Below are 15,575 nucleotides of genomic sequence, written 5' to 3'. Positions count from 1 at the left end.
TTCAAAGGCACAGTAGCTGATTGGATTTTTCTCTCGCTTTAAGAGCTCGGAAAAATCCTAATCAGCCTTGTGGGGGCAGGACAACGAAGCATTCTATACAACAGTTCTTCTGTCCTGCTCCCTATTTTCACTTTGCATTTTACGGGCTTTGTATCTTGATCTATCTTATTTTACCTTCATGATTCTGACGAGGTTGGCGCGTTCGGCTTCTTCGAGTTTCATTTCGATATAGTAGATAGTCTCTTTGAGGTCTGGGATAGTCGCATACTCCAGTCCATTTACTCGACGGCGGGTTTTCTCAATTTCGTCTGCCATGAGTTGGCAACTTTTTTCGATTTCCGCTAATTTGAGCAAATCTGGGAGGAGATCTCCCATTTCTTGAATGGTGCTGTCCATTTGACTGTTAGAGGCGAGATAGCTATAAACCACGTCCCCTTCATCATCTCCGTATGGATTATCGATACGGGCATGGAGCTTGGGCACGCGCACACTCATGATATTTTCTTCCTCAATATGCAGCATCACTTCTCGCGTAGGTACAGCAAAGATTTCTTCCACCATGAGGTCGCTCTCTAGTGACTTAGCCATCACGAAATCTTGCATATTGTCCACAAGCGCCGCCTCTACCTTTTGGCGCAGGCGATTATTCTCACGTACAGCTTCAATAAAGCGGCGCATGAGTTCATCCCGCTTGTCCTTGAGCAACTTGTGCCCCCGGGTTGCTGTCTTGAGGCGCTCTTTGAGAATATTGAGCTCCATCCGAGTTGGTTTTACATTTAATCGTGCCATAGGCTAATCCTCTTTGTTTGGCAGATACTTGTCAATCATCTCATCCTTGATCCGTTTGAGCTCTGTTCGTGGAAGGATGGATAAGAGTTCCCAACCGAGATCCAAACTTTCATCAATCGTCCGATTGGTGGTAAAGCCTTGGTTGATGTATTCTTGCTCAAAGCGATCGGTAAATTTGACATAGAGCTTGTCTGTATCGGACAAGGCAGACTCCCCAAGCACTACAGCCAGTTCTTTGGCTTGTTTTCCTTGGGCATAGGCCGCAAAGAGCTGGTTCATGGTCGCCGCATGGTCTTCTCGAGTTTTACCCTCACCAGAACCCTTGTCCTTCAAACGAGAAAGGGATGGAAGAACATTGATCGGTGGGCGGTAACCACTATTGTAGAGATCGCGGGACAAGATAATTTGTCCTTCCGTGATGTAGCCTGTCAAGTCAGGGATGGGGTGGGTGATGTCATCTTCTGGCATGGAGAGGATCGGAATTTGAGTCACAGATCCCTTTTTCCCAACCAAACGTCCTGCACGTTCGTAGAGGGTTGAGAGGTTAGTATAAAGATAACCTGGATAGCCACGGCGTCCTGGAACCTCCCGGCGGGCAGCGGATACTTCCCGAAGAGCTTCACAGTAGTTGGTCATGTCGGTCATAATGACCAAGACGTGCATATCTTTTTCATAGGCCAAATACTCTGCTGCGGTCAAGGCGATCCGAGGAGTCGCAATCCGCTCGATAGCTGGGTCATTAGCTAGGTTGATAAAGAGGACAGAGCGGTCAATAGCTCCTGTTTCCCGAAGGTCGTTCATAAAGAACTCGGCTTCTTCAAAGGTAATCCCCATAGCCGCAAAGACCACGGCGAAGTTCTCTTCAGAATTAAGAACCGTCGCTTGACGGGCAATCTGAGCTGCCAACTCCTTGTGAGGAAGACCAGAACCTGAGAATACGGGGAGTTTTTGGCCCCGAACCAAGGTGTTCAAGTGGTCAATGGCCGAGATCCCTGTCTGGATAAATTCATCCGGATAGTCCCGCGAAACAGGATTGATGGCTTGTCCATCAATGTCCAAGTACTTCTCTGGAATAATTTCTGGACCACCGTCGATGGGTTTGCCCATCCCGTTAAAGATGCGGCCCACCATGTCTTCAGACACAGGGAGTTCTAGGGGACGTCCGGTAAAGCGAACCTTGGCTTTTTCCAAGTTGATCCCGCTAGATCCTTCAAAGAGCTGGACCATGGCCTTGTCTTCTTGGACTTCTAGGACTTGTCCCTGACGGGTTGTTCCGTCATGGAGTTTGATTTCTACGAGTTCATTGTAGTGAACCCCCTCGACCTGATCGACAATCATCAAGGGACCAACAACTTCGCTGACAGTACGGTATTCTTTAATCACGCTCATTGTCTACTCCTCCTTTTGCGACGATTTGGTGTAGGGTTTCTACGATTTCTTCTTTCAAGGCTTGAATGGTTGCCAACTGATCCTCATGGATGAACTTGCTACGGGCAATGCGGTCTCGAAGAGTTACGGTTCCTTCCATAATTTCTGTGAAGTAAGCCCCTAATTCTAGTGCTTTTTGACTTTCTTGGTCAAAGGTCAAAATGTTGGTCAACAAGGCCACCTGCTTGCTGAAAGAGGTATAGGTATCGACCTCATCAAAGGCATTTTGTTGCAGGTAGTCTTCGCGGATCATCTTGGCCGCATTCATGGTCAAGCGGTCCTTTTCAGACAAGGAATCTAGACCAACCAGGCGAACGATTTCTTGCAATTCACTTTCCTTTTGAAGCAAGTTCATGGCACGGGTCACTTTTTCAGACCAGCTGATTTGTTCATGTAGATCGATATAGCGACCGACTTCATCTTGGTAAAGGGAATAAGAACTCAACCAGTTGATGGCTGGGAAATGGCGGCGTTGGGCCAATTGAGCATCTAGTCCCCAGAAAACCTTAACGATCCGCAAGGTATTTTGCGTTACCGGCTCTGAAATATCTCCACCTGGAGGGGAAACGGCACCGATGGCAGTAATAGAGCCTTCACGCGCAGTGGTTCCTAGTGTCTTGACCCGGCCGGCACGTTCGTAGTATTCGGCGATCCGGCTACCAAGGTAGGCTGGATACCCTTCATCCCCTGGCATTTCTTCTAGACGACCAGACATTTCACGGAGAGCTTCAGCCCAGCGCGATGTCGAATCGGCCATGATGGCAACAGAATAGCCCATATCACGGAAGTATTCCGCAATGGTGATCCCTGTGTAGATAGAAGCTTCCCGCGCTGCTACTGGCATGTTCGAAGTATTGGCGATCAGAACAGTCCGTTGCATGATGGATTGGCCAGTTGTTGGATCGATCAATTCTGGAAATTCATTCAGAACGTCTGTCATTTCATTTCCACGTTCCCCACAACCTACGTAGATCACGATGTCTACGTTGGCAAACTTGGCCACCTGGTGTTGCACGACGGTTTTTCCAGCTCCGAAAGGACCAGGAACAGCTGCAGCTCCACCTTTCGTAACAGGGAAGAAAGTATCGATGACCCGTTGACCTGTGACCAAAGGCTCTACTGGAATCAGTTTTTGTGCAAAGGGACGGCCTCGACGAACCGGCCATTTTTGCATCAGACTTCCAGTAAAGAGGCTACCATCTGCTTGCTCGATCTCATAAACTGGTTCTTCTACTGTGTAAGAACCTGCTGCGATCTTGGTCACACGTCCACTCACACCAAACGGTACCATGATGCGGTGTTCCACCATATTGGTCTCTTGAACGGTACCAACGATGTCTCCAGCAACCACCTCTGTCCCTTCTGCCACACTTGGTTCGAAGGCCCATTTGGTGTCACGATCGAGATTGGGAACTTGCACCCCACGAACGAGGAAGTCACTGGCGGTGACTTCTTGGAAACGTTCCAAGGGGCGTTGGATCCCGTCAAACATCTGAGAGATCAAGCCTGGTCCCAACTCAACCGAAAGGGGAGCTCCAGTTGTTACTACTGGTTCTCCTGGACCGACTCCAGACGTTTCTTCGTATACTTGGATAGAGGCTTCATCCCGACGCATCTCAATAATTTCGCCAATCAAACCAAGATCGCCGACCCGGCAGATGTCTTGGATATTGGCCTCCTGCATCCCTGATGCGACCACCAAGGGACCGGAAACTTTAATAATTTTTCCTTGAGTCATGTATTCCTCCTGGGAATCCTTTGTTTCTTTGTTTTACTTTTGTGCTATCTCTCTTAGAGATTGCTTTTGTTGACCATTGACATCGAAATTGCTTGGATCCAACCAAGCTTCAAAACGCTCTTTGATTGCTGGCCATTCTTGGTCAATGATAGACAGCCAGTCTGTATCGCGGGTACGACCTTTATAAACAACAGCCTGACGGAAACAGCCTTCATAGGTGAATCCTAAGCGCTCAGCTGCTTTGCGAGAAGCTTGGTTTAAGGCATCGCATTTCCACTCATAGCGGCGGTATCCTAAATCTTCAAACACGTAGCGCGCTAACAGATACTGGGCTTCTGTAGCCATGCGAGTCTTTTGGAGCGCTGGTGAGTAGGTCACTGCTCCGACTTCGATCACCCGGTTGGCTTGATCGATCCGCATGAGAGAGAATGTCCCCAAAGCCTTGCCTGAATCTTTGTCTACAATCGCATAGTAAAAGCGACCTTGGGCTGTCATGAGATCATCTAATAAGCGGTCCCACTCCTCTTCATTGCGGGCAGGACCTTTAAACAGAAAGGTCCACATAGCTGCTGGAGAGTCCGGCCCGTAAACCTGATAAAGATCTGCTCCATGTTTTTCTTTTGAGAGGCGCTCGATCACAGTATAGCGACCTTCGATCCGCTCAATAGCTGGCAGACGCCCCGGTGTAAACTCCGGCAGTGCATCCCCAATCGCTTGACCAAATTCATTTGTTCTCATAAAATATCCTGTCCTACTGCTTTTTCGACATTATCACGAATCCGCTGTTGGCCCAGTCCTGTAGTCCCTCTATGGGTCGGGATAAGAATCAAGGCCGGGGTCAGCTGCTGGTCGTAAAAAGCCACTGTTTCTGGAATAGCTTGAGCCATATCTTCTGTCAGGTAGATAATCCCGAAGTTTTCCCGACTGAGTTTTCGCAAGGTATTGATCGCTTCTTGCGGCTCTGTGACCGGATAGGTTTGAAAGCCAATCAGGCGAAAAGGAAGGATGGCGTCCCGATTGCCCACAACGGCGATCTTATAGGTCTGTTTGTCCATAAATCGGTCTCATCCTTTCTTTGATTTCTGCTAGCGGAAAACCATTGTCCAAACCAGAGAGGACCAAACGAAGGTTGGTCACCTCCAACTCTTTTCCGTAAAGATAACGGACAAGGGGGAGTGGCCCATCGACTTCAAAACGGCCAGCGTCTAAAAGACTGAATTTCACCAAGCTTTCTAGATACTCCAACTCTGTTGTCTTAAGTTGACCGGTGCGCATCTTTTCTTCATAAGTCTCTAAGGCGAGATCGTACTCCAGCGGATTGACTTGATAAAACCAGGTCAACCACTGACCCGATTCTAGCAGGTCGATCACCTGATGGGCACTGAGGCTTCCTTCATCCGAGAGCAATTGGTGCATAAAACTATGCGGTTTTTGCTGATCCAAGGCCCGCTTGACCGTAATCGCATTGTAAAAGTCAATGGTCACGTCTACCAACTGCTTCAAAATCGGATGATCTAGGCTGTCTCCTAAGTATCTCAGGTGTTTAAAATAAGCCAAGTCCATCCCGATTTCGAGGACCCGCAAGTCCTGATAGTCTTGGAATTCTTGCCAGGTTGCAGCCACTTCTTGAGCCATAAAGGCTGGACAATGCTCTGCAGAAAAGGTCGCCACCAAATGCTCGAGCACATCAAGAGAATAAGGTCCGATAGGGATCAATAAATGTCCCAACTTGCGCTCTGTCGCCTTGTGTTTTAGATAAACCTTGAGATTATGATAGGTGTACTTCAAGGTAAACAGGCTAACCAGGTCTGACTGAGGGGCCACTTCAAAAGCCCATTGGTATTCTGCCAACAAGGTTGCCATCAGGCACTTTTCAAGGGCTGCTAAATCCTTGATCTCCTGGCTGTCTAAAGCATAAGGTGTCCCTTGTAGCAAGCCTTCTCGGCTCTCACTGGAGGGACTTGCAAGCAACTGCTCGAACTGACTGGGACTGACAAAACTAGCCTCACGTACGCTGATTCCTGTATTAACTTGAGAATAGGTCCGTTCGCTCATTGCAACCTCCTAGTTCTCTTCATCGGTGAAAATGCTGGCTGCCATCTGGTAGCTTTCTTGCTCCCAAATGGAATCCACCAAATCACGGTAGAGATAGTTGTCATCAATCTTCCCAACCGACAAGACAAAGCCTGCCTGAGCTGGGATCGTCGCATCTGCGACTGTCACATTCTGATGAGTTTGCTTCAATCTCTCGAGAGCTGCTGAATCAAATTTGCTAGCACTCACCGCCCCAAAGGTCAGAGTCACAACTTGCCCTTGATAGCGGTCTAAAATCGCATCTACAAACTGCATTTCCTTGTCAAGGGGCCAAGCCGCCATTGCTTCATAAGCATCTGCAAAGAGATCCTTTAAGACTCGTTGCTTGGTGACAAGGGTTGATTGGCGTTTTTTATTTTCGATTTGTTGGGTTTCACGTTGCAATTGACGTTGAATCCGCTTGAGCTGCTCGGAGCGTTGATTGAGTTTATCCTGGATCAAACGCTCTTCTTGCGCAGTCTCTTCTTTTAGGATGGTTTCCTTGGCCTCTTCTAAGAGTTTACGCCCTTTTTCGTGGGCTTGGGCCAAGATCGAATCCTTTAATTGGGTTTGTTCATCCATATCGTTTTTTCTCCTATTGCATGCGTCTTGTGTTTTTCGCCTCGCGAGGCAAATCCATCAAAGCTAGCTCTTAGCCGACGCGTAGGGTCAATAGGAAGGACACAACGAAGGCCAAGATGGCATAGGTTTCAACCATGGCCGCAAGGATAACCCCTTTCATCATGTCCTCAGGACGTTTTGCCAAGATTTGCATCCCTGCTGTCGCAACATTTCCTTGGTGTTTCGCTGAGAAATAACCAACGATCGCAACTGGAAGAGCTGTAAAGAAGTAAGCAACTCCTGTTTCAAGTGGCATATCTGGCTTAATTTGCAACCAGATCAAGATCCCGATAACAAAACCGTACAAACCTTGTGTACCTGGCAACAATTGCAAAATCAGGGCTTGGGCAAATTTTTCGGGTTGTTCTTTCAAGAGCGCTGCTGCTGCTTGACCCGTTTTACCAACCCCAAGGGCAGATCCCATTCCACTAAGTGCGACGGCGATCGCGACACCAAATGCTGCAAAGAAGGCGCCCCCATGGGCTGAAAAATATGATGCTAAAGATTCCATGAATATACTCCTATTTATTAAAGATAATACTTATTTTTTTGTTTTAATATAGCGTTCAGAAGGTTTAAGAGGACGAAATGGCTTGCCTCCTCCTTCATAGAACTTACCGAAGAACTCCACAAAGATCAAACGAGCTCCATGCACATATCCTGACAAGAAGGACAGGAACATATTAATAGCATGTAGGATGATAAAGAGCAGAAGCCCTACCGTAAACCGTCCAAGCGGTGGGAAGAGATTGACAATAAGGTTAAAGGCTGAACCGATACTAGCTCCAGACAAGCCCAGGGCCATCAAACGGGTGAAGCTGACCAAGTCTCCGACGTACCCACTGACATTGTAGAGGTTAAAGAGACCGGATGCTAGACCGGATAACTTCTTGGCACTGACAATGGAAACAATCAAGATCCCAATGGCATTCAAAATAGCTAGCCACTTACCAATCGGAACTAGGACGCTCATCCCTGGCAAGATATTGCCTACTGCTAGTAGCATTAAGCCAAGTAGGATCAAAACCCAAGCAAAGCCAGCATTATAGGCTTCCGTGTAGTCTTTGAGGCGGACATTTTTCATCCCCCCTAGGAACAGTCCCACTAAGACAGTGACAAAACCAAAGACCACTGAGAGGATCAGGATGGTCATAGCGTTGCTGGTCGTACTGATCAGGGCAAAAGGCATCTCAAACCCAAAGAAAGAGCCATAGACCACACCCCAGAGGGCCACTGAAATTCCGAGGAGACTGAAGAAACGAAGGTTCTTCGCTGTCCCAGGCTTGAGCTTAAAGGCTTTAAGGGCAAACCCTGTCGCTACCGTTAGCAAGAGTCCATAACCGATATCTGCGACCATCATGCCAAAGAAAACAAAGTAGAAGAGAGAAACGATCGGAGTCGGATCTTTCTCGTAATACTTAGGCAGGGCGTACATCTCTGTGACTAATTCAAAGGGCTCTACCAAGGCACTATTTCGCAACTGGATCGGAACGTCATCCCAATCTTTTTCCGTTACATCGCGCATCTCTAGTAGGATCCGAGATCCAAAACCTTCTTGCAAGAAATCTCGTAATGAGGCCACTTGGGATGTTTCAATCCAACCCTCTAGGGCTACCAAGCTTTGTGTGCTGGCAAGAAGCGACTTGGCTTCCTCACGAGCTCCCAAACTCAGCAAGTAATCCATCTGATACTTGAGCTGGTCCAACTCCTTCTGCGAGTTTTGTAACTCTGCTAGGGTTGCTGCAACGACAGCTTCCTGCTCTTTGATTTCCCCTTCTAGGCGATCCAAGTAAACGGCTGGAACTTGCTCTTCTTCATAGTCCAATTCTTTGAACCCATGTTCTTCCAGAAGCTCCTGAACAGCTACGCGGTCTCCCGAACGATACAAGATGACATAGCCATGTTCGGTTTCAGACGTAAAGACTTCTTCCAACTCCAGCTCAGGATGAGCTTTTAAGGAAGAACGAACAGCGTCTGTATCGCTATTCGGGATGGTCCCAATCAAGCCATGCACGTAGTGAAAGGTAGCAAGGGCTGTTGGTGTTACCTCTAATGGTCGCCATTTCTCTAAGCGCTCGATCTCTCCCTTTGCATCTGCAATCTTCTGGCGAGCCTTGTCTAACACGCGCAATTGGCGTTTCAACTTGGTCAATAGAAGATCCTCATCTCGAATCATCCCGTGGGCCTGCAGATCATCAAAAGACAAACTTAAAGGTTCTTCCTTCAGAGCTTGCAGAGCCTTCTTCTCAGGCATATAGGGCTCCAGAGTCTGAATCATTTTTTCAACTTGTTCTTGACGTTTTTGCAGCTCTACCAAGACTTGACGATTGTCCTCTGTCAAGGGTTGAGACAAGGTATTTGCCTCAAAAGCAGCCTGCCACTCTTCCTGTTCACTTAGGTCATAAATCTGGATTTTCGCCTCAGACTGCAGCGCTAGTAGGAGACTGTCCAAGTCATCTTTGGGCAAGATGAGAGACAGTTTTTGCATCTGACTAACGGCCATAGCTTGCTACCACCTTTTCTACAATGGCTTCAACTAACCCAGCTCGCTTATCGGTCATCGCTTGCTGTACTTTGGCATCATTGCGCGCAACCGTTTCTTCCAGATCTTTCGTTAAACGGACGAGTTTTTCCTGGGCATTTTTTTCTGCCTCTGTGACCAATTGCTTGGTTTCCTCATCGTAATGCTGTGCCACTGTTGCAAGGCGATCGCGTGAATCCGTTCGGATTTGTTCGACTTGAGCTTCATAGCCTACGATCACGCCTTGAGCAGCTTGCTCGATCTCTTGCATCATCTCGAGTGTTGCATTCGACATCGTCACACCTCCTTATTCAACTATCATTCTTCGAACAACAGTACAATTATCTTAAATTATACCACAATTCATACCGTTTGTTCAGGCCCAACTGGGAATTTTCAGAAAATTGTGGACAACCAATAAGACCTTAGTTTCAAGTTTGGTAGCGCTCTCTTCTTTTCTCATATCCTGTTACTAGTTTCAATATTTTTTGGTTGCTTTTACTTGAATAAAAGGGTGTCTCCATGTTATAATGTGTAATATATTATAGGAGTATCCTGTTATTTCATCTCGTGAGAAAGGAGGATTGCTGTGAAACAAGATCAAGATTTACGCGCCATTATCGCCAGCCATGAAGCTGAGTTAACAGATATGGAACGCGACATTGCCCAATATTTTTTATCGTCAGAAGCACGACAGCACTCCCTGTCCTCTTCTCGTGTAACGGAGTTACTCCACGTCTCAAAGGCAGCTTTAACGCGTTTCTCTCAAAAATGTGGCTTTTCCGGCTATCGGGAGTTTGTCTATCATTTTAATGAGGAAACAAAGAATCAAAAACAAGTGCAAGAACATGACGAACTCACTCTCAGCGTCTTGCAACGCTACCACCATATCAGCAACGTCACTGAAAGTCTGGCAAAAGATTCCCAAGTGGATCGGGTAGCTGAGCTGATCAATCAAGCGGACCGAGTCTATTTCTTCGGGATTGGTAGTTCCGGTTTAGTCGCTCGAGAAATGAAATTGCGCTTTATGCGACTAGGCGTTGTTTGTGAAGCCCTGACTGATCAAGACGGCTTTGCTTGGACGACCAGTATTCTCGATTCCTCTTGTTTAGTCATCGGCTTCTCATTGTCAGGAGGCACAAACTCCATTACAGACAGTCTTCTGAATGCGAAAGAAAAAGAGGCTAAAACGGTTCTTTTGACTGCTAACCCGGCTGCTAACCACCAAGGATTCACAGAAGTGTTACCAGCCGCACCCCTTCCTAGTAGTACCTATATCGATCGTATCTCTGCGATTTTACCACTCCTCATCGTGGTCGATTTAATCTATGCCCATTTCCTTAATAAAAGCCGAGAACAAAAGGAAATTGTCTTTAATAGCTACTGGGAAAACAAAAAGCTTTCTAGTCAACGTTCTCGAAAATCATAATATAGTCTCCCTATTTAAAAAGCATGAAAGATAAGGTTTTCTTCGTCTTTCATGCTTTTTGTGATGAAGCAAAAACAAGTCGTCAATGCGACTTGTTTTATGTTCCATGTTTTTGTCTAAAGTGGTAGTAGGCCCCCAACATACCCGCGGCATTTTGATGGTGAGCAAATTCTAAACGGATCTTATCTGCTAGGCTAGGAACCAGTTCCGCACACAGAGCTTGATAGATTTTAGGTTTGAGAATCGCTTCCTGAGCCATAATGCCCCCTCCAAGAACGATGACTTCCGGATTGACCACATAAACGATATTAGCCAATCCTTTTCCAAGATAGGTCACCATCCGATCAATTCCAACCATACAGATTTTATCTCCTTCAGTTGCCTGCTTGAAGATCCGGCGACCATTCCACTGTTCCACAGGGTCACCATGATGTTCTGCCACATACTCGACTAAAGCCGTCGTTGAAGCCAGATCCTGAAAGGCACCGTCTGGCAAATGAAGATAGCCAACCTCACAGGCTGAATTGCTAAAGCCATGAAAGACTTGACCATCCAGTAAGAGGCAACCGCCGATCCCTGTTCCAATTGTCAAGCAAACAGCATTGTTCGATCCTTTTGCATGACCTGTTGTGACTTCTGCAAGACCGGCACAATTGACATCATTTTCAATCTCGCAAGGGATCTGAAAGGCCTCCTCAATTTCCTTTTTGAACTGAGTTCCAGCATAATTAGGAATTTGTGGTCCGGCATAAAAGATTTCTCCCTTATCCGGATCGACCATCCCTGCTGAGGAAATCGCGACCCCTGCTAAGGTATGCTTCTTCAAATAACGGGCTACTATTTCCTTTGTTGTTTTAAGTATATGAGGTCCTCCTTTTTGGGCCTCTGTTGGCATTTCATGGGTCTCTAAGAGTTGCCCGTTTGCATCGGCTAGACCATATTTGATACTCGTTCCGCCGATATCAATTACAACATATGGATTCATCTAGACCTCCTTTGATCAAAGGAATCTGTCTTTTGTGTCCTGAATGAGTTGAGCAGCACGTTGAATCACTTCTTGATCCGCTTCTACTACTGGCGTCAAAGGGGAGCGAACAGATCCCAAGTCCAAACCTTCATTGATGCGCAAAACCGCTTTGATGACCGCATACATATTGCCATGAGCAGACGTCAAGACTCCGATAATATCATTGATGGCAAACTGCAAGGCACGCGCAGTCTCTAAGTCTTTCTCAGCAATTAGCTGATTGAGCTTCAAGAATAGCTCTGGCATAGCACCATAGGTGCCACCGATACCAGCATGTGCTCCCATGAGACGGCCACCTAAGAATTGTTCATCCGGACCATTAAAGACGATATGGTTATCACCTCCTAAAGAAGCAAAAGTTTGAATGTCCTGAACAGGCATCGAAGAATTTTTCACCCCAATCACCCGTGGATTTTTCAACATTTCCTTGTAAAGACTCGGTGTCAAAGCTACCCCAGCCAATTGCGGGATATTGTAGATGACAAAGTCTGTATGGGGTGCAGCTGCACTGATTTCATTCCAGTAGTGGGCCACACTGTATTCTGGCAAGCGGAAATAGATCGGCGGAATGGCCGCAATGGCATCCACTCCTAGTTTTTCTGCATGTCGTGCCAATTCCACGCTATCCTTGGTGTTGTTGCAGGCTACGTGAGCGATGATGGTCAATTTTCCTTTAGCTACTGCCATGACTTCTTCCAAGATCAGCTTGCGATCGGCCACGCTCTGGTAGATACATTCGCCAGAGGATCCGTTGACATACAAGCCCTGCACACCTTTCGCGATAAAATATTCTACGAGAGCACGCACCCGCTCCGGGCTAATTTCCCCTTGGTCATCATAGCAGGCATAAAAAGCAGGGATGACTCCTTCATATTTTTTTAAATCTGACATATTTTCTCCTTTTGTCACTATTGAATTCATTTTATTCTTGGTAGTGGGCAAAAATCTTTTCCATTAATCCAACTTGTGCATAAGCCAAGCTTGAAAAACCGAACAAGAAAAAGATCATGAGTCCCAATAGGAAAGCTAAGACTGAGCTTGCAAGAGCCATACATAGAAGTAAGAGAGCACTTCCCATGACGAAGAACCAAGGAAAATGGAGCCCTGTCACAATCATGGCTTTTTGCAAACACTCCTTCCAATCCAATTGGTAACGGGCTGCAATTGGATAGGCCGCTAGCATGACCAGAACTAGGAAGATAAAGAGCCCTAGACACACAGCTTTTAACACCTGCATCGGCAAGGCTGTCTGGCTCCAAAAGAGCAACAAGTCAAAGAGACAAATACCTGCAATAAGCAGTTCCAGACTTCCTAGTCGCAAGCCTATCTTCCAATTTTCGTGAAAGGCGTTGATGTAGGTCCGAATGACTGGTAGGCGACGTTGGTGTTTGATGGCAAAAACCGTTTGATACAAACTAATTTTCGCAATTCCAATCGTGAGAACTGGTAAACAACTTAGCACAAATAAAAGATTAACGGTTACCAAGTCGAGCACCTTCTCACTGATGCGCATCACTACATTGTCCGTGTTAAAGACGGATTTGATCAATCCTGCCCCCTTAGATGACATAGGCACTCCTTTCTAACATGATCAATCGATCGCAATTTTAAATAGATACTTTTTCACAATATCTTCTTGCCCTGCATAGCCATTGGGCTGGTGAGGCTCCCCTGGAAAGAAAATCGCAAAATTATGATAACCCAGATGAAGCGGATAAGACTCCTGACAATGGACAAAACCGATGTCTGATGCTTCATCAAATGCGAGCGCCTCACCTGTCACACGAGATCCATAACTCGAAAACTCATGCCCTTCTACTAATAAATGCAAATCGGCATATCTTTTGTGGTGTTCAAAGCGATCATTTTCTGCTTTGTTGAGTGTATTTTCTTGAACGACGAGAAAGACCTTATCCCCATCAATATCGTATCTCCCCAATTCAAAAGAATCCTTCCGATGCTCATAGAGAAAGTCAATGGCCTGATCTAGATTGGGGTGGATCCCTTTGTAAAAGGTGATGTTTTTTAAATCATCAAATATCATATTCTCATCCTTTCGATACTTCTCAGCCTAGAAAACCTATCTGCACACAACTATCGTTTGTACAAGTGGATAACTTATCCTTTGACCGCTCCCATAGTAATCCCTTGGGTGAAGGATTTTTGGAAAACGAGGAAGACCGTAACGATTGGAACCGCTGCTAGGGCTGCCCCAGCCATGATCAAGCCATAGTTGGTTGCCATTTCAGCCTGCATGGTCGCAACCCCTAGTGAAATGGTCAAGTTTTGACGAGAGGTCAACATAACCAATTGCATAAAGTAGTCGTTCCAAGTGTTGATGAAGGTGAAGATGGCAAGGGCTGCAAATCCCGGTTTGACAATTGGGAAGGCAACGCTCCAGAAAGTTCGCAACTCTCCACAACCATCGATCTTAGCAGATTCTAAGAGTTCTGTTGGGATGTTTTCACTAAATTGCTTCATCAAGAAGACACCGAATGGCCATCCAACCAGTGGTAAGATCACCGCTGCAAGGGTATCGTGAATTCCCATGAAGTTGATAATCCGTACCAATGGAACCAAGACAACTTGCTTCGGAAGGGCCATAGCTGCGATAAAGATAGCAAAAAGAATTCGTTGACCATAAAAGCGTTTCTTAGCCAAGACATAGCCCGCCAAGGAAGAGGTCATACACACCAAGAGCATGGTTGCAAGGGAGATAAAGACACTGTTCCACAACCATTGTAGGGCTGGATTTTGTACCATCAACTGTTGGAAGTTTTCCATGGTTGGTGTCTTTGGCCACCATTGAGGTGGGATCATAATGGTATCTGGCTGAGACTTAAAGGCCCCTGTCAAAATCCAATAAAATGGGAAAATGAACAAGACTGTCAAAAGGAGCAAAATGATCGTTGAAATCACTGTAAAGGCAGTGATGGGTTTCTTTTGTGTTGGTTTCATCTGAGACTCCTTTCTTTAGTATTCTACGTCGTTTCCGAGGATCTTGAATTGCGCAAAACTGATAATGGCAATCATCACCGCAAGGAAGACACCCATGGTGTTGGCATAACCGTATTCAGAGAGTTTAAAGGCTTTTTCATAGAGGTAGTACATAAGGGTACTTGTTGAGTAGTTCGGACCACCGGATGTCAACAATTGGATCAAGGCGAAACATTGGAAAGAGTTAATGGTCGTAATGATGGCAATGTACAAAGTTGTTGGCAACAAGCTTGGCCATTTGATTTTCCAGAAAACTTGGAATTCTGTCGCACCATCCACACGCGCGGCTTCTACAAGTGAATTGTCAATATTTCCCATGGCCGCAATGTAGAGGATGATCGGCTGACCAACTGAAGTGGTCAACAAAATAATGATGATGGCCATCAAAGCCCAGTGTTTGTCCCCCAACCAAGAAATGTTTTGGTTGATGACATGTCCAGATTTCAATACAAAGTTCAAAATCCCTGATAGCGGATCATAGATCCATTTCCACACAACCGTTACCGCTACACTCCCTGTAACAACAGGAAGGAAGAAGACGAAACGGTAGAAGGAACGCGCAATGGCATTTTGATGATAGGTCTGAGAAGCCACAAACAAGGAGAACAATACGACGATCGGAACCGAGCCGATAACGATAATGACGGTATTGATTAAGGACTTCACAAAAACTTTATCCGCAAACATGCGGGAATAATTTTCTAAACCGACAAACTTGAAGGATGTCATAGAATAGTTGAAGAAACTTGTCACAAAGCCCATAATCATGGGGGCTAGGACAAAGACCGTAAAGAAGATTAAAATGGGTGCTAGGAATGCGTAGGAAACGAGTGTCTCCCTCATTCGGATTTTGTTTACCTTCACAGTAAGGCACCTCCTAGTGTTCTTTTTCTATTTTCTGTCTACCTCTTTTCTACTCATTTATTGCGAATTGAGAAAAGAAGATTCAGAA

General features: G+C 46.1%; 17 protein-coding genes. 1 reads left to right on the top strand and 16 read right to left on the bottom strand.

Features of this window, described 5'->3' with window-relative positions; translation table 11 throughout:
- Positions 1-165: 165 nt before the first annotated feature.
- The 10 genes from ACVC7Q_RS08050 to ACVC7Q_RS08005 form a co-directional block, all read right to left on the bottom strand.
- Positions 166-789: a V-type ATP synthase subunit D gene (locus ACVC7Q_RS08050; RefSeq protein ID WP_447265493.1), complete on the bottom strand. Its 624-nt coding sequence runs from the start codon at positions 787-789 to the stop codon at positions 166-168.
- A 3-nt stretch (positions 790-792) separates the two neighbouring features.
- Entirely contained in the window at positions 793-2,178 is a 1,386-nt protein-coding gene (locus ACVC7Q_RS08045) for a V-type ATP synthase subunit B (RefSeq protein ID WP_447265492.1), read from the bottom strand.
- The gene (locus ACVC7Q_RS08040; RefSeq protein ID WP_447265491.1) at positions 2,165-3,955 is read right to left on the bottom strand and encodes a V-type ATP synthase subunit A; all 1,791 of its coding nucleotides are present in this window, start codon (positions 3,953-3,955) and stop codon (positions 2,165-2,167) included. Before ACVC7Q_RS08040 ends, ACVC7Q_RS08045 begins: the two co-directional genes overlap by 14 nt.
- Before the next feature lie 33 nt (positions 3,956-3,988).
- Positions 3,989-4,693: a GNAT family N-acetyltransferase gene (locus ACVC7Q_RS08035; RefSeq protein WP_447265490.1), complete on the bottom strand. Its 705-nt coding sequence runs from the start codon at positions 4,691-4,693 to the stop codon at positions 3,989-3,991.
- Positions 4,690-5,010 (bottom strand): V-type ATP synthase subunit F, encoded by a 321-nt coding sequence (locus tag ACVC7Q_RS08030; protein ID WP_447265489.1) that lies wholly within the window; start codon positions 5,008-5,010, stop codon positions 4,690-4,692. The genes ACVC7Q_RS08035 and ACVC7Q_RS08030 overlap by 4 nt, the downstream gene beginning before the upstream one ends.
- On the bottom strand, positions 4,991-6,010 hold the full coding sequence (locus ACVC7Q_RS08025; RefSeq protein ID WP_447265488.1) for a V-type ATPase subunit: 1,020 nt from the start codon (positions 6,008-6,010) through the stop codon (positions 4,991-4,993). The genes ACVC7Q_RS08030 and ACVC7Q_RS08025 overlap by 20 nt, the downstream gene beginning before the upstream one ends.
- 9 nt (positions 6,011-6,019) lie before the next feature.
- Positions 6,020-6,610 (bottom strand): hypothetical protein, encoded by a 591-nt coding sequence (locus tag ACVC7Q_RS08020; protein ID WP_447265487.1) that lies wholly within the window; start codon positions 6,608-6,610, stop codon positions 6,020-6,022.
- A 70-nt stretch (positions 6,611-6,680) separates the two neighbouring features.
- Positions 6,681-7,160 (bottom strand): V-type ATP synthase subunit K, encoded by a 480-nt coding sequence (locus ACVC7Q_RS08015; protein ID WP_003009435.1) that lies wholly within the window; start codon positions 7,158-7,160, stop codon positions 6,681-6,683.
- A 30-nt stretch (positions 7,161-7,190) separates the two neighbouring features.
- Positions 7,191-9,152 carry a V-type ATP synthase subunit I gene (locus tag ACVC7Q_RS08010; RefSeq protein WP_447265486.1) on the bottom strand — a complete coding sequence of 654 codons (1,962 nt, stop codon included), beginning with the start codon at positions 9,150-9,152 and terminating at the stop codon, positions 7,191-7,193.
- Entirely contained in the window at positions 9,142-9,465 is a 324-nt protein-coding gene (locus ACVC7Q_RS08005) for a hypothetical protein (protein ID WP_049507263.1), read from the bottom strand. The genes ACVC7Q_RS08010 and ACVC7Q_RS08005 overlap by 11 nt, the downstream gene beginning before the upstream one ends.
- 294 nt (positions 9,466-9,759) lie before the next feature.
- Between ACVC7Q_RS08005 and ACVC7Q_RS08000 the strand changes: the two genes are divergently transcribed.
- Positions 9,760-10,599, top strand: coding sequence for a MurR/RpiR family transcriptional regulator (locus tag ACVC7Q_RS08000; RefSeq protein ID WP_447265485.1), 840 nt, complete (start codon positions 9,760-9,762; stop codon positions 10,597-10,599).
- A gap of 97 nt (positions 10,600-10,696) precedes the next feature.
- Here ACVC7Q_RS08000 and ACVC7Q_RS07995 read toward each other — a convergent pair whose 3' ends face one another.
- The 6 genes from ACVC7Q_RS07995 to ACVC7Q_RS07970 form a co-directional block, all read right to left on the bottom strand.
- Positions 10,697-11,584 carry an ROK family protein gene (locus tag ACVC7Q_RS07995; protein ID WP_447265484.1) on the bottom strand — a complete coding sequence of 296 codons (888 nt, stop codon included), beginning with the start codon at positions 11,582-11,584 and terminating at the stop codon, positions 10,697-10,699.
- Between the two features lie 15 nt (positions 11,585-11,599).
- Positions 11,600-12,517 (bottom strand): dihydrodipicolinate synthase family protein, encoded by a 918-nt coding sequence (locus tag ACVC7Q_RS07990; protein ID WP_447265483.1) that lies wholly within the window; start codon positions 12,515-12,517, stop codon positions 11,600-11,602.
- Positions 12,518-12,548: 31 nt separating this feature from the next.
- Positions 12,549-13,196, bottom strand: coding sequence for a YesL family protein (locus tag ACVC7Q_RS07985; protein WP_447265482.1), 648 nt, complete (start codon positions 13,194-13,196; stop codon positions 12,549-12,551).
- 21 nt (positions 13,197-13,217) lie between these two features.
- The gene (locus tag ACVC7Q_RS07980; RefSeq protein ID WP_003009416.1) at positions 13,218-13,670 is read right to left on the bottom strand and encodes a YhcH/YjgK/YiaL family protein; all 453 of its coding nucleotides are present in this window, start codon (positions 13,668-13,670) and stop codon (positions 13,218-13,220) included.
- Between the two features lie 74 nt (positions 13,671-13,744).
- Complete coding sequence (locus ACVC7Q_RS07975) at positions 13,745-14,584, bottom strand: carbohydrate ABC transporter permease (protein WP_003002334.1); 840 nt, start codon at positions 14,582-14,584, stop codon at positions 13,745-13,747.
- A gap of 15 nt (positions 14,585-14,599) precedes the next feature.
- Positions 14,600-15,487, bottom strand: a complete 888-nt coding sequence (locus ACVC7Q_RS07970) for a carbohydrate ABC transporter permease (protein WP_003009412.1) — start codon at positions 15,485-15,487, stop codon at positions 14,600-14,602.
- Positions 15,488-15,575 lie beyond the last annotated feature (88 nt).

This window comes from Streptococcus sp. W151, from assembly GCF_053010205.1.
This window is presented reverse-complemented; position numbering and strand designations above follow the sequence as displayed.